Origin of the sequence: Arthrobacter sp. ISL-95 (assembly GCF_018613695.1) — a bacterium.
Lineage (GTDB): Bacteria > Actinomycetota > Actinomycetes > Actinomycetales > Micrococcaceae > Arthrobacter.
The window spans coordinates 617,243-629,970 of record NZ_JAGGPR010000003.1; the positions used below are offsets into that span (position 1 = coordinate 617,243).

Genomic DNA, 12,728 nt, shown 5'->3' on the forward strand with positions numbered 1-12,728 from the left:
ACCCCGCGAGATGGCAGTTGATGACAGTTTCCGGAGCTTCGGATTGTCATTAAGTGCCATCTCGCCGGGCGGGTTCGGGTGCGTTGACGGGCTTGGCGCCCACGTCGCCAAAGTTCAGCAATGTCAAAGCGTCCGACGACGGCGAGCCGGCCTTCGCGGAATAGATCCGCAGCATCTGGTCGGGGTCGTCCGGGAGACTTAGAGTTTCAAAGTTCAGTTCCAGGTCGCCCACAATCGGGTGGTGCAGCCGGACCGTGCCCGCAGATCTGGACGCCACCCTATGGCCCGCCCACCACTGCCGGAAATGCTCGCTATGCACGGCGAGCTCTCCCACCAGTTGATTGGTTTGGGGATCATTGGGGTGCCGGCCCACGTCCATGCGCAGGGCACCCACAGCTTCAGCGGCCACGGTCTTCCAGTCCCTGAACAGCGCACCGGCCAAGGGGTCCAGGATGATCCAGCGTGTCAGGTTCCGCTCCGGGGCGGAAAGCGATGAGAAGTCGGTGAACAGTAAGTGGGCCATCCGGTTTCCGGCCAGCACGTCCGCACGCCGCCCCAACACCATGGCCGGAACATCACCTACGGCGTCCAGCAACTGCCGGAGTGCGGGCCTTACTTTTTGAACCGGGCCGGGGTTGCCGGCGGAACTTGCGCAGTGCTCCAACAGGTCCATCATGTGTGCCTGCTCCCCCGCGTCCAGGCGCAGCGCGCGGGCCACGGAGTCCAGGACCGCCTTGGACGGGTGGATGTTGCGGCCTTGCTCCAGGCGCGTGTAGTAGTCGGTGCTGACTCCGGAAAGCCGGGCAACCTCTTCGCGGCGGAGTCCGGGCACCCTGCGGGCACTGCTGGACTCTTGTGCTCCGGCGTCCTCGGGTGAGAGGCGGGCACGCATGACTTTGAGGAATTTACCGAACTCGGCGCTTTGACCCATTGGTCCATTCTGCCGTTCGCAGCGTGTGAAAGGCCACCATTGTGGGTAGGACTACCAGACCTAGGAAAAACAGGATCAGGTTGGATTGCTGACTCTGACGCCAAAAGTGAATAGGCTCGGTACAGAGCCTCCGAAAACGCTTTCTGGAGTGTCACCGCCATAACCACCCCGTCGAAGGAGACCGTCATGCCAGAGCTGACATTGAACAACGGCGTCACCATTCCCCAGCTTGGATTCGGTGTTTTCCAAGTACCTGCCGAGGAAACGCAGAAGGTAGTGGAAGACGCTTTGGAAGCCGGCTACCGCCACATCGACACCGCGGCTGCCTACCGTAACGAGGCTGGCGTCGGCGCAGCTGTGGCCGCCTCCGGTATTCCCCGGGAGGAACTTTTCATCACCACCAAGCTCCGCAACGGCGAGCAGGGCGAGGCTTACGACGCCTTCCAACGCAGCCGCGATGCCTTGGGCCTTGAGGTCATTGACCTGTACCTGATCCACTGGCCCGTCCCCTCACAGGGTCTCTACACGCAGGCATGGAAGGAGATGGAGAAGCTGTACCAGGACAAGCAGATACGGGCCATCGGCATTTCCAACTTCCTCTCCGAGCACGTGGACACACTACTCAAAGAGGCCGAGGTGGTTCCGGCCGTCAACCAGATCGAAGTCCACCCCACATACCAGCAGGGCGAGCTGGCCAACAAGTGCCGGGACCTCAGCATCGCCGTGGAGGCATACAGCCCGCTGGGCCAGGGCAAGGACCTGAACGCCGAGCAGGTGGCCCTGGTGGCCGCTGCCCACGGAACTTCTCCTGCACAGGTGATCCTGGCTTGGCACCTCGCCCAGGGGACCATCGTGATCCCCAAGTCCGCGGACTCCAAGAGGATGCGCGAGAACTTCGGCGCAGCGGACCTGACTCTCACCGAATCAGAGCTGGCAGCCATTACGGCACTGGAGGCGGGCGCCCGCATCGGCTCCGATCCCGCCGTCGCGGCTTTCACCCAGCTGTAGACCCCCGCGAACAAGACAAATAAAGGACCCAACACCATGCAGTACACCCATCTGGGCCGTTCCGGCCTGAAAGTTTCACGTCTCTGCCTGGGCACCATGAACTTCGGTCCGCAGACGGACGAAGCAACAGCCCACTCGATCATGGACTCAGCACTGGATTCGGGCATCAACTTCTTCGACACCGCCAATGTATACGGCGGTGTGGAACACCGCGGCTGGACGGAGGAAATCATCGGCCGCTGGTTCGCGAAGGGCGGCGAGCGCCGCGAACGCACTGTTCTTGCCACCAAGTTGTACGGCACCATGACGGACCGTCCCAACGAGTCCAAGTTATCGGCACTCAATATCCGCCGGGCACTGGATGCGAGCCTGAAGCGGCTGCAGACGGACTACATTGACATCTACCAGTTCCACCACATCGATCGGGATACGCCGTGGGATGAGATTTGGCAGGCAGTCGAGGTTGGCGTCCAGCAGGGGAAGATCCTCTACTCCGGCAGCAGCAACTTTGCCGGTTGGCACATTGCGCAAGCGCAGGAAGCCGCCCGGAGGCGGAACTACACGGGCCTTGTGAGCGAGCAGTCCATCTACAACCTGTTCCGGCGTGAAGTTGAGCTTGAAGTCATTCCGGCCGCGCAGAACTATGGCTTGGGCTTGATCCCTTGGTCTCCGCTTCAGGGTGGGTTGCTTGGCGGGGTGCTGAAGAAGGAAGAGCAGGGCGTTCGCCGCACTGAGGGCAGGGCGCTGGAGACCCTCAAAAAGCATGAGGAGCAGATCCGCCGGTACGAGGATTTTGCGGACGAACTGGGTCATGCACCGGGAGATGTAGCGCTGGCTTGGTTGCTTCATCAGCCGGCCGTGACGGCTCCGATCGTTGGTCCCCGAACCCAGGACCAGCTTGATGCGGCGATCCGCGCCCTGGACGTCGCGTTGGACGAGGACGCCCTCAAGCGGCTGGATGACATCTTCCCGGGCCACCGCACCGCGCCCGAGGATTACGCCTGGTGAGCACCCTCCCCCACAGCGTTCTCCCTGACCCCCTCGGGTTGGCGGCGGACACGGTCGCACCGCGAAACATCCTGTTCATCGGCGGGACGGGAGTCATCAGTTCGGCTGCGGCAGAACGCGCCGTCGCACTGGGCCACCGGCTGACCATTCTCAACAGGGGACGGTCAGCCGGCAGGCCGGTTCCCGCGGGTGCGGAGGTCCTCCACGCGGACGTCCGGGACGCTGCCGCCGTGCGTGAGGTACTTCAAGGAAGAGAGTTCGACGCCGTTGCGGACTTTATCTCTTACACCCCGGATCAGGCGCGGGCCGGCTTGGAATTGTTCCGCGGGCGGACGGGTCAGTACGTCTTCATCAGTTCAGCGTCGGCGTACCAGAAGCCGCCCACAACACTCCCTATCCGGGAATCGACACCGCTGAAGAACCCGTTCTGGCAGTACTCGCGGGACAAGATTGCCTGCGAGGAGTTGTTGTTCGAGGCTTACCGTGAGTTGGACTTCCCGTTGACCGTGATACGGCCTTCCCATACCTACGATCGGACCAAGATCGCGATGGTGGGCGGGTGGACGGACATTCACCGGATGCGGGCAGGAATGCCCATCATGGTGCATGGTGACGGGACCTCGTTGTGGACGCTGACTCACAGCCGGGACTTTGCCAAGGCCTTTGTCGCTCTTCTGGGCAGGCCTCAGGCTGTTGGTGAGAGCTACACCATCACCTCGGACGAGTTCCTGCCTTGGAACCAGATCTACCGGCTGTTCGCGCGGGCGGCCGGAGTGGACGAGCCGGAACTGTTCCACGTTTCTTCGAAGACCATCGCAGCCCACAGCCCTGAGCTCGGCCCCAACCTGCTGGGCGACCGCTCGCATTCCGTGGTGTTCGATAACTCCAAAATCAAGGCGCTCGTCCCTGATTACAGGGCCACGATTCCGTTCGCGGACGGTGCGCGGGAGATCGTGGCATGGCATGATCAGCATCCTGAGCTCCAGGTGGTTCACGAGGACTATATGGAGCTATGCGATCGGCTTTACGAAAGGAATGTGCGCGCATGACATTTGCCCCGCTCATTGAACTCAACGATGGCAACAAGATCCCACAACTGGGACTTGGTACCTGGCCGTTGAATGATGCCCAGGTTGCCGATGCCGTGGTGGAGGCGGTGTCGCATGGTTACCGGCACGTGGACACTGCAAAGAAGTACGGCAATGAGAAGGGCGTGGGCAACGGCATCCGTTCTTGCGGGGTGAATCGCGAGGAGCTCTTCATCACCACCAAACTGGACGGTGAATTCCAAGGCTCAGATAAGGCCGTTGCCGGACTGGAGGGCTGTTTGGAACGTTTGGGGCTGGAATACATTGACCTGCTGCTGATCCACTGGCCGCTCCCCCGCCGCGGTGAGTTTGTGTCCACGTGGAAGACCTTTGAGGAACTGCAGGCCTCGGGCAAGGCGCGCTCAATCGGGGTCTCCAATTTCAAACCTGCCCACCTGGACAAACTTTTCCGCGAAACGGACGTGGTGCCCGCGGTCAATCAGATCCAGGTCAGCCCGTCCATCCCGCGGCCTGCTGCCCGGGCTTTCAACGAGTCGCACGGCATCATCACTGAGTCCTACAGTCCGTTGGGTGCCAGCAGCGACCTCTTGAATGCTCCTGTACTGGAAGCTGTTGGCGGGAAGTACGGGAAAACGCCGGGGCAGATCGTGCTGCGTTGGCACGTTCAGCAGGGCTTGGTGGCCATACCCAAAACCGCGAATCCGCAACGCATGAAGGAGAATCTGGATATTTTCGATTTCGAACTGGACCACGACGACCTCACCAGACTGCAAACGCTCGACGCCGGTCCGGACGCCGGTGTGGACTCGGACGTACAGGGGCACTGACCATGGGAACACAGGAAACGGCAACACTGATGTGGGTTGGTTCTTACACGGCAGACAGGAACGGGAAGGGCGAGGGCATCGCGGCCCTCTCAGCCGGCGACGACGGCCAGCTGGCGTCCCGCGGCTTGGCGATCACCGCCAACTCACCGTCGTTCCTTGCACTGCACCCGACGCTCCCGGTGGTCTACGCCGTCGCCGAGGAAGGCAAAACCGTGCGGGCGTATCGCCGGACGGGCGACGCTGAGTTGGAGACCTTCGGTGATCCCTGGCCGGCCGGCGAAGCGACTTGCCACGTGGCGGCCGATCCTCAGGGACTCTTCATAGTGGCCACTTGTTGGGGCGACGGTCAGGTCATCCTTTACGAACTGGACGACGACGGCGCCATCACCTCGCGCACCAGTGCGGCAGCCGCCGTCGACCCCCACACTGCAACGTCCACGGACGAGCAGCGGCCCAGCCGCGCGCACTCCAGCCTCCTGCTGCCGGACGGCCGCGTCATGACCACGGACCTGGGGCACGACCTGGTGCGGGTGTGGCAGTACACGCCGGGTGAAGGCCTGCAGCCCGCTCATCAGGTGATCCTGCCGAAGGGTTCCGGGCCGCGGCACATGGCCCGCCATCACAGCGGAACTGTCTTTGTAGACACCGAATACTCGGTGGAAGTAGCAGCGGTTCGGATGGAACCGGACGGCACCTATGAGCTGGCAACCGTGGTTCCGGCGAGTGCCACCGGCGCTAACGACGGCGACGCCGGAGCGGAAATTGCGTTGTCGCCGGACGGCCGTTTCGCGTATGTGGGCGTACGCGGTTCCAACCGCATTTGTGTGCTGAAGGTGACCAACGGCGGGGCTGGGCTGGAGCCCGTGGCCGAGGTGCCGTGCGGCGGCGAGTGGCCGCGCCATCACCTGGTCCGCGAAGGCTGGCTGTACGTCGCCAACGAAGGCTCGGACGACGTCGTGAGCTTCAAACTGGACCCGGCAACCGGGCTTCCGGACGGTCCTGTGAGCCGGGTGGAGACAGGCTCACCCAGCATGCTGGTTTCCGCCGTCTAACTACCGCCGAGGTGGCATTTAATACGTATGATCCGCTCAGACATTGGTATCAGATGCCACCTCGGCGAGTCTTTTTAGGCGGTCCAGACCTCGACGTCGTCCGTTCCGCAGATCAGTCGGCGGCCCGTAGGTTCCAGGATTACCCAGAGCAGTTCCTGGTGCTTGGAAACGTCATCAACGCGGCCAGTGCCAGCGCCCCATGCGACGTCGTAGATCCACACCGGATCTCCTGCGCTCAGTTCGGTCCACTCCGCGGCCGGTACATGGCGGTAGTCGGCGGGCCGGTTCAGGATGGTGCTGGTCATGCCGACACTTCAGCGGCAGTGCGGCGCCGCCAGACGGTGGGCACACCCTCGTGGGCCGGCAGGACATGGCCTTCGGCGAAAACCTGGACGGCATCAGGATCGGTGTCCGGGCTCCACAGGCCCGACGCCGGGCAGTGGGAACCCGTAGGCATGACGCGGGTGGCTCGTTCGCGCAGGAGGGCGATGCTCTTCATCGTTGAAACTCATCCTTGGGTAGATCGGACTTGATGGATCAGGGCGCTGTGTGAAGCAGATCTCTTCAACCCTATTCAAGTCCTACCCGATTGGTTATGGACAGTTGCATAGCGTTCAACGATGTGGCTATGCAAGACAACAGTGGGCAAACCCAGGTAGGTAACAGCAAACGTCGTTCTGAAGTGTCAGAGCGACGTTTGCTGTTACTCAGAGGGGACTACTTGTAGCTCAGGCTCAGGAGCATGGACTTCAGCTGGGCGTACTGCGTGCTGCCCATCCAGGCCTTGGCTGCTTCCGGGGTAGCAAATGCAGGGTTTTTGTTGATATCAAACATCACGTAGGCGCTCATGATTCCGTTGGGAACGCGGACCTGGTTGGTCCCGGAGGAGCTGACTCCCGCCTGGAGCTGCGAGGTGGTTCGCACATCCATGATGTACGTCGGAGGACCTTCGACAGGTCCCGATCGGGGTGAGGGCATTCCCTCATAGGGGGGCCCGTCGTAGGGAATGTACTGCGCCTGGTCGGAAGAGAAACCGAATTCCACCAACTCACCCGAATTATCCCGAACACCGGGAACCACAGCCCTGTCGAGGATGGTTCGGTCTACAGTACCTGCCGTACCATCCGCGTAGTATCCATTGAACACGCGGGCTACCTCTGCCCCAGTCGCGTCGAAGACAGTCACAATGCGCGAGGCTTCTGCAGTCCCGGGCGGATCGAATGGCCCTTGTTCCGCCCGGATACTCCAGCCCACCGGATAGGTGAAGGACAAATGCCCGTCCGGGAAGGTGAACGTCTGTGACGTCGCCACCGGAACCGGCGGCTGCGTTGGAGCAAGTGTTGGCGCCACCGCCGGCACTGTAGGAACCACGGGCGGGGTGGTAACCGGTGCGGCCACTGTGGGCGTTGCCGTCGGGGTGACCGACGGCGTCGGAGTGGGCGTTGGAGTGACAGAAACGGTTGGCGTGGGAGTGGAGGTTGGGATTGTCACCGCGGGCATTGGATTGGAGCTGATCGTCTCGAAGCTCGAGGCAACGAGGATGCCTGCCGTGACAGCCGCAGCTCCCAACAACAATCCTCCGGCGACTTGTGCTTTGCGGCGCCTCCGCTGTTCCAGGGACGTCACTGCCGCGAGCGGGCGACTGTCGCTGAACACCGTGGTGCCGGACAGGATTTTGTGGAGCGCTTCTTCGCCGTTGGGTTCCGCCACTGGATCGATAGTGAGCGGGTCAATCGCTGATATCTGGTTCTTGATCGGATCCATGTCTTCAGACCCCCATCTTGTGTGTAGTCGATTCGGCCCCTGAAGGCAGATGTTTCCGGAATGCCGCACGGGCCCGGTGAAGGCGGACTTTGGCCGCCGATTCGCTGCATTGCAGCACCTTGGCAATATCAGCGGTCCCTAAACCGTCCCAGTACGCCATTTGAAGGATGTCGCGGTCCTTCTCCCGCAGACGTTCCATCGCATCCTGTACCGCCACGTTCTCGGAGTCGTCACCAAACCGCTGGACCGCCGTCGTCCGCAGCTTTTCCTGCAGCGCCAGGCGCCTGTCGCGGCTTCGGTACGCATTTCCCACCAGATTCCTTGCAACCGTCAGGAGGTACGGAAGGTCCGGGCGGGAATCGTCGGTCCATTTTTGCCAGACGATGCGGTAGACGTCGGCCGCGATCTCCTCAGCTACGTCCGCTGATTCAACACGTCTGCAGACGAACTTGAAAACGGATGGGTAGCTGTCTTTGTGAATGGCGATGAACGCCAATTCGCGCTCTGAAAGCACGATTGTTCCCCCTGATAATTAGAGCCCTGAACTGCAGGATACTTGTATAGTTTCCGGCCGGGCGGCCAGGGTTACACAGGGTGGGGAAGTTTCTTTACGGCACGCGATAGATTCGACGTAAAGACCCCGAGCGAAGGCGTGAAACAAACATGGTGGAAACAGGACCCGCTGCAGACTGGGCCCGCAAGCAGGTAGAGCTCAACCGGGTGCCGGTTGCGGTGCTGGGCATCGCGACGAGCCACGGCATTGAGGACATTGTGGCGTTCGGGTCCGACGCCGGCAGGCAGGCAGCCACGGATGACCACTTTGCGCTGTTCTCAGTTACCAAACCGATCAGCGCCCTCACGGTGATGCGGCAGGTTGAACGGGGGAAACTCTCCTTGGGAGCCTCGCTCGCTGACGCACTCCCGGGCTTTGGTGCCGGCCGCACAGACACCGTGACCCTTGAGCAGCTGCTCAGCCACCGCTCAGGGATCGCCGATCCAGCGCTCGACGACGGCACTCCCCTCCGTGAGGCCCTGACCTCGGCGGGGCAAGCCTTCTACGCCGGCTCCCTGGTCCAGTACTGCAACATTGCTTTTGAAGGTGCGGCGGCAATGGCCGAGTGGTCCGGCGGGGCTCCCTTCGAAGACCAGCTACTTGCCCTGGCAGCCGACACCGGGGCTCACGGCCTCACGTTCAACACGGAGTCCAACCCGCACACCGTCCACGGCACCGACGTCGCAGGCCTTGATGTCCAAGCCATGTATAAGAACAGGCACCCGGGTGCGGGGCTGTTCGGCACGGCCACGGACCTCCTCAACCTGGGTTCCGAGCTCCTGCGGAATTCCGGAAAAGCCGTCCGGCCCGCGACGCTTGCCGCCATGCGCCGCCCCCGGACCAACGGAGTTTCGCACATCACTACCCGACCCGAGCCGATCCGCCACACCGGGCTGGGATTCCAGATGCCGGCCAACGAGTCAGAGCTGTTCGCGCAGGGTATCTACGGGCACCCGGGCTGGTCCGGAACGGAGTGGTGGATGCTCCCGGAGCAGGACCGCTGCGTCGTGTTCCTCACCAACGTGCTGGATGCCCCGGAGTATGGCGTGGACACGAACCAACTCTTCAACGCAGTGGCGGTTTCCTAACCCAAGTAGGTAGCAGTTGAGCGCGTTTTGAGGCTTCTAAACGCGCTCAACTGCGACTCAGATGGGCTGAGCGGCCACGCCACGCTGATACGGCCCAGACGATCACGAACAGAGCCACCAGGATCAGGCCGGCGTCGCCGAGGTCGATGCTGCCCAGCCACAGGGTCAGTGGGTCCTCGAGTTCAAATGCGGAATTCACGAAGCTCCCCAGCGTGATCACGGCGATGAACAACGCCGAGACCGCCGAGATTCCGGTGATGACGGCGTTGAAGCCGAGTTTGCGCTTGGGGTTTTGGATGGCCGATCTGTACATCTTCATCATGGCCACGCCATTAACGGAATCGCACAGGGTCATGGCGGCGGTGAACGCAAGTGGCAACGCCATTAAGGCGAGCGGGGAAACACCGGCGAGTGACGCCGTCGTGGTGATGACCAGCAGCCCAATGGTGGTGGCGGTATCGAATCCAAGCCCGAACAGGAAACCGATCACGTAGATGTTCCGCGGCCGGTCCACCTTCCTTAGCGGTTTGGCGAGCAGCCGGGCAACAAAGCCTTTCGCTTCAAGGTCTTCCGGACGCACTTCCCCGCCGGCCCGCACGTTCCGGTAGGCGTGTGTGGCACGAACGAACGCCGAGCCGTTGAACAAGCCCATGGCCAGCAGGAACAGCCCGGACACTCCGCTGCCGATCAGGCCCAGGACCTTGTTGCCGGTGGTCCCATCCTCCATGAACTGCCCAATCAGCGTGGCACCCGCCACCACCAGCAGCCCGGCCAGAATCACCACGGAGCTGTGGCCCAAACTGAAGGCAAAGCCGACGCTCACAGGATCCTTGTGCTGTGCCACGAATTTGCGGGTGGAGTTATCGATCGCGGCGATGTGATCCCAGTCGTAACTGTGCTTAATTCCGGCCATGTAGGCGGTGATCACCAGCCCCAAGGCCAGCGGCTGCGCCCCACCGCTTGTCCCAACAAGCAACAGTACGACGGCGGCAAGGTGCAAAGCGGTCACGGCACCGAACGTGAACAGCAGCCGGGTCCGCAGGGACAACGATTCCCGGTCCCGGTACATGGTGGCGAACTCGGTCAGCGCAGTCATCAGTACTTCCTCAGGTTCAAGGGCGCCTGCCCATACCAACGTTCCCGCAGGACGCCGGTGCAGGCACCCAGCAAATTGTTGAGCTCCTCAGTGCTGTTGGACAACGATCGCAGCACAAGCCCCGGGCTCCCGGCAAGAGTCCCCGTTAAAGACACTCCGGTATAGGCGTTAAAGTCCTTGGCTATCTGGTCCAGCTCGTCAGCAAGACTCTGATCCACTCGCGGGTCCACCACCACCACCGATCCCAGGTGACTGAAGCCCTCCATGAACCCCATCCCGGTCACGTTGTTGGCAGGCGGTCGGATCAGAAGGTTGTCCAGCGCCAACAGTTTTGCGCCGTTGGTACCCTCTATCCAGATCTCGTTCCGCAGCCGCACCTCTAGGTACTTGAACACCGCGCCGTCCGGGGACCACCCCGGTGTGATCACCTCAGCCATGACGAGGCTCGACGTCGGGTGGAGCCTTATTCGGGAATTCTGCTGGTAGCTCGCCTCGCGGTACGCAATCAATTGGTCGGGCATCAGCTCCAACCGCGAGCCCTCCCCCAGTTTGATGGTCATCCGCTGCTCAGCAAACGACCCCGGAGTCCGATACACCTTGGTGGCCGACTGCGTGGTCAACAACAGATCCGCCCCCGCCTCAACCTCAACGTCTATAACAAACAGGTCAGCCCCGAGATACGCCCCGCCCGGATTTACCATGACATAACAAACCTGCCCGCTCGCATCCAAGTAGTGCGGCCTGAGCACCCTCAACGCGCCCTCGTGAAACTGCCGCGAACCAACAGACCGCCCCCCGCGCACACTAATGCCCAGCTCAAGCCGCCCCCGCACCTCCCCTTCCGAGGAAGCCAACGTGGAGTTGGGCATTGGCCCCGCTCCAGGGCCCCTTATCCCCGTCGAAGCGGTGACGGCCGTCCTCATTGCGCCAAGTCGAGCATTAGGACGTCGCGCCGGATCCAGTTGAGGACGGCATCCAAACCTTCGTCGGTTTTGAGGTTCGTGAAGCAGAACGGTTTGTTGCCGCGGAACTCCCTGGAATCCCTCTCCATGATGGCGAGGTCCGCTCCGACGTGAGGTGCGAGGTCGGTTTTGTTGATGATGAAGAGGTCGGATTTGATCATGCCTTGGCCGGCTTTGCGGGGGATTTTTTCGCCTTGGGCGACATCGATGATGTAGATGGAGAAGTCGACGAGTTCGGGGCTGAAGGTGGCAGAGAGGTTGTCTCCTCCGGATTCGACAAAGATGACTTGGAGGTCGGGGTGCCTGGTTTTGAGTTCTTCAATGGCCGCGGTGTTCATGGAGGTGTCTTCGCGGATGGCGGTGTGGGGGCAGCCGCCGGTTTCGACGCCGATGATGCGGTTTTCGGGGAGGATGCCGTTGGCGGCGAGGATTTTTGCGTCTTCGATCGTGTAGATGTCGTTGGTGATGGCGGCCATGGAGATGCTTCCGCTCATGTGCCGGGTGATGCGTTCCACGAGTTGGGTTTTGCCTGCTCCGACGGGTCCGCCGATGCCGATTTTGATGGGTTCTGTCATGTTTTCTGTCCTTTGCACTAGCTAGCTCATGAACATGCGGGCGCGTTGCCGTTCGTGCCGCATTTGTGAAATCTCGAGGCCTGGGCTGACGGCCCCGAAGTCGTCCCAGCACAGCTGTGCTACATCGTCGACGGCGGCAGCAACGGCGTCGTGTGCTTGCCGAAGTACCCGCTGCCCGGCATTCTGCCCGAGCGGAATGGCCCGCACGGCGTTCTGGGTCAGCGAAGTCAGGGTGGCGAATAGATACGCAGAGAGCGCCGCCTCAAAAGGAACGCCTAATGACCGCGCGATCACCCCAAAAGCCAAAGGCTGATGCCCCCCAGCCAACCCCGCACGAACAAGCCCCCGATAGGCCTCCAACTCCGCCGACGGAAACACTTCCCCGCCGATCTCCAACAACCGCCCACCCATTTTGAGTGAAGCCTCCCGAACCTCCCGAGCCAACAACTGCGCAGAAAGAACAGAGTCCAAAAACCCCAATTCCACCCCCTCGTAAAGAAAGCGAACGGCCAACCCATCCGAATAGGTCAGTTGCTGGGCAATGAAGGCATGAAGCCAACTGCCGAAAGACCCCTCATCACCCACAAGCTCACGCTCGATGTAGCTCTCAAACCCCAAAGAATGAGCAAACGCCCCCGTAGGCAACGCAGAGTCGGTCAACTGTTGAAGAGCAAGCTGATATTCGGCGCTCAAAGCGCACTGCCGGAGGTGAGGACTGCGCGTTGGTGCGGAGCTGGGAAGGGGGCCGCGGCGTGGCGGGCATCGCGGAGCGGGCACGGCCCCCTTCCCAGCGGAGCGCGAGCGCGCGCACCCAA

The 12,728-nt window shown here is 61.8% G+C and carries 15 protein-coding genes; 6 read left to right on the forward strand and 9 right to left on the reverse strand.

The features are described 5' to 3' along the window. Window positions 1-49: 49 nt before the first annotated feature. Entirely contained in the window at window positions 50-931 is an 882-nt protein-coding gene (locus J7I86_RS05240; RefSeq protein WP_214816476.1) for a helix-turn-helix transcriptional regulator, read from the reverse strand. Window positions 932-1,117: 186 nt separating this feature from the next. Here J7I86_RS05240 and J7I86_RS05245 point away from each other — a divergent pair, with 186 nt between their 5' ends. Genes J7I86_RS05245 through J7I86_RS05265 form a run of 5 tightly spaced genes read left to right on the forward strand, consistent with a single transcriptional unit; the run spans window position 1,118 to window position 5,875 of the window. Continuing rightward, window positions 1,118-1,939 (forward strand): aldo/keto reductase, encoded by an 822-nt coding sequence (locus J7I86_RS05245; protein WP_214816492.1) that lies wholly within the window; start codon window positions 1,118-1,120, stop codon window positions 1,937-1,939. 36 nt (window positions 1,940-1,975) lie between these two features. After that, window positions 1,976-2,947: an aldo/keto reductase gene (locus J7I86_RS05250; protein WP_214816495.1), complete on the forward strand. Its 972-nt coding sequence runs from the start codon at window positions 1,976-1,978 to the stop codon at window positions 2,945-2,947. Next, complete coding sequence (locus J7I86_RS05255) at window positions 2,944-3,996, forward strand: SDR family oxidoreductase (RefSeq protein ID WP_309476668.1); 1,053 nt, start codon at window positions 2,944-2,946, stop codon at window positions 3,994-3,996. Before J7I86_RS05250 ends, J7I86_RS05255 begins: the two co-directional genes overlap by 4 nt. Further along, the gene (locus J7I86_RS05260) at window positions 3,993-4,823 is read left to right on the forward strand and encodes an aldo/keto reductase (protein WP_214816510.1); all 831 of its coding nucleotides are present in this window, start codon (window positions 3,993-3,995) and stop codon (window positions 4,821-4,823) included. Before J7I86_RS05255 ends, J7I86_RS05260 begins: the two co-directional genes overlap by 4 nt. 29 nt (window positions 4,824-4,852) lie before the next feature. Beyond that, window positions 4,853-5,875: a beta-propeller fold lactonase family protein gene (locus tag J7I86_RS05265; protein WP_214817017.1), complete on the forward strand. Its 1,023-nt coding sequence runs from the start codon at window positions 4,853-4,855 to the stop codon at window positions 5,873-5,875. 74 nt (window positions 5,876-5,949) lie between these two features. Here J7I86_RS05265 and J7I86_RS05270 read toward each other — a convergent pair whose 3' ends face one another. From J7I86_RS05270 to J7I86_RS05285, 4 genes are all read right to left on the reverse strand, one after another. Further along, on the reverse strand, window positions 5,950-6,180 hold the full coding sequence (locus tag J7I86_RS05270) for a hypothetical protein (RefSeq protein WP_214816513.1): 231 nt from the start codon (window positions 6,178-6,180) through the stop codon (window positions 5,950-5,952). After that, window positions 6,177-6,374, reverse strand: coding sequence for a hypothetical protein (locus tag J7I86_RS05275; RefSeq protein WP_024819058.1), 198 nt, complete (start codon window positions 6,372-6,374; stop codon window positions 6,177-6,179). Before J7I86_RS05275 ends, J7I86_RS05270 begins: the two co-directional genes overlap by 4 nt. A gap of 218 nt (window positions 6,375-6,592) precedes the next feature. Then, on the reverse strand, window positions 6,593-7,639 hold the full coding sequence (locus tag J7I86_RS05280; RefSeq protein WP_214816516.1) for a hypothetical protein: 1,047 nt from the start codon (window positions 7,637-7,639) through the stop codon (window positions 6,593-6,595). A 4-nt stretch (window positions 7,640-7,643) separates the two neighbouring features. After that, on the reverse strand, window positions 7,644-8,153 hold the full coding sequence (locus J7I86_RS05285; RefSeq protein ID WP_214816519.1) for an RNA polymerase sigma factor: 510 nt from the start codon (window positions 8,151-8,153) through the stop codon (window positions 7,644-7,646). 149 nt (window positions 8,154-8,302) lie between these two features. On the opposite strand from J7I86_RS05285, the gene J7I86_RS05290 reads away from it, so the two are divergent. Then, on the forward strand, window positions 8,303-9,280 hold the full coding sequence (locus J7I86_RS05290) for a serine hydrolase (protein WP_214816522.1): 978 nt from the start codon (window positions 8,303-8,305) through the stop codon (window positions 9,278-9,280). Window positions 9,281-9,326: 46 nt separating this feature from the next. Here J7I86_RS05290 and J7I86_RS05295 read toward each other — a convergent pair whose 3' ends face one another. The 4 genes from J7I86_RS05295 to J7I86_RS05310 are packed head-to-tail and all read right to left on the reverse strand — an operon-like array spanning window position 9,327 to window position 12,606. Beyond that, window positions 9,327-10,376, reverse strand: a complete 1,050-nt coding sequence (locus J7I86_RS05295) for a HoxN/HupN/NixA family nickel/cobalt transporter (protein ID WP_214816525.1) — start codon at window positions 10,374-10,376, stop codon at window positions 9,327-9,329. Continuing rightward, complete coding sequence (locus J7I86_RS05300; RefSeq protein ID WP_214816539.1) at window positions 10,376-11,245, reverse strand: urease accessory protein UreD; 870 nt, start codon at window positions 11,243-11,245, stop codon at window positions 10,376-10,378. Before J7I86_RS05300 ends, J7I86_RS05295 begins: the two co-directional genes overlap by 1 nt. 50 nt (window positions 11,246-11,295) lie before the next feature. Then, a complete protein-coding gene (gene ureG / locus J7I86_RS05305) occupies window positions 11,296-11,913 on the reverse strand; it encodes an urease accessory protein UreG (RefSeq protein ID WP_214816553.1) in 618 nt (205 codons plus the stop codon). Window positions 11,914-11,934: 21 nt separating this feature from the next. Next, entirely contained in the window at window positions 11,935-12,606 is a 672-nt protein-coding gene (locus J7I86_RS05310) for an urease accessory protein UreF (RefSeq protein ID WP_214816556.1), read from the reverse strand. Window positions 12,607-12,728 lie beyond the last annotated feature (122 nt).

Excerpts from the sequence above, each read along its gene's own strand:
- J7I86_RS05240 (WP_214816476.1), bottom strand. The coding sequence starts at position 931 with ATGGGTCAAAGCGCCGAGTTCGGTAAATTCCTCAAAGTCATGCGTGCC.
- J7I86_RS05245 (WP_214816492.1), top strand. The coding sequence starts at position 1,118 with ATGCCAGAGCTGACATTGAACAACGGCGTCACCATTCCCCAGCTTGGA.
- J7I86_RS05250 (WP_214816495.1), top strand. The coding sequence starts at position 1,976 with ATGCAGTACACCCATCTGGGCCGTTCCGGCCTGAAAGTTTCACGTCTC.
- J7I86_RS05260 (WP_214816510.1), top strand. The coding sequence starts at position 3,993 with ATGACATTTGCCCCGCTCATTGAACTCAACGATGGCAACAAGATCCCA.
- J7I86_RS05265 (WP_214817017.1), top strand. The coding sequence starts at position 4,853 with ATGTGGGTTGGTTCTTACACGGCAGACAGGAACGGGAAGGGCGAGGGC.
- J7I86_RS05270 (WP_214816513.1), bottom strand. The coding sequence starts at position 6,180 with ATGACCAGCACCATCCTGAACCGGCCCGCCGACTACCGCCATGTACCG.
- J7I86_RS05275 (WP_024819058.1), bottom strand. The coding sequence starts at position 6,374 with ATGAAGAGCATCGCCCTCCTGCGCGAACGAGCCACCCGCGTCATGCCT.
- J7I86_RS05280 (WP_214816516.1), bottom strand. The coding sequence starts at position 7,639 with ATGGATCCGATCAAGAACCAGATATCAGCGATTGACCCGCTCACTATC.
- J7I86_RS05290 (WP_214816522.1), top strand. The coding sequence starts at position 8,303 with ATGGTGGAAACAGGACCCGCTGCAGACTGGGCCCGCAAGCAGGTAGAG.
- J7I86_RS05295 (WP_214816525.1), bottom strand. The coding sequence starts at position 10,376 with ATGACTGCGCTGACCGAGTTCGCCACCATGTACCGGGACCGGGAATCG.
- J7I86_RS05300 (WP_214816539.1), bottom strand. The coding sequence starts at position 11,245 with ATGCCCAACTCCACGTTGGCTTCCTCGGAAGGGGAGGTGCGGGGGCGG.
- ureG (WP_214816553.1), bottom strand. The coding sequence starts at position 11,913 with ATGACAGAACCCATCAAAATCGGCATCGGCGGACCCGTCGGAGCAGGC.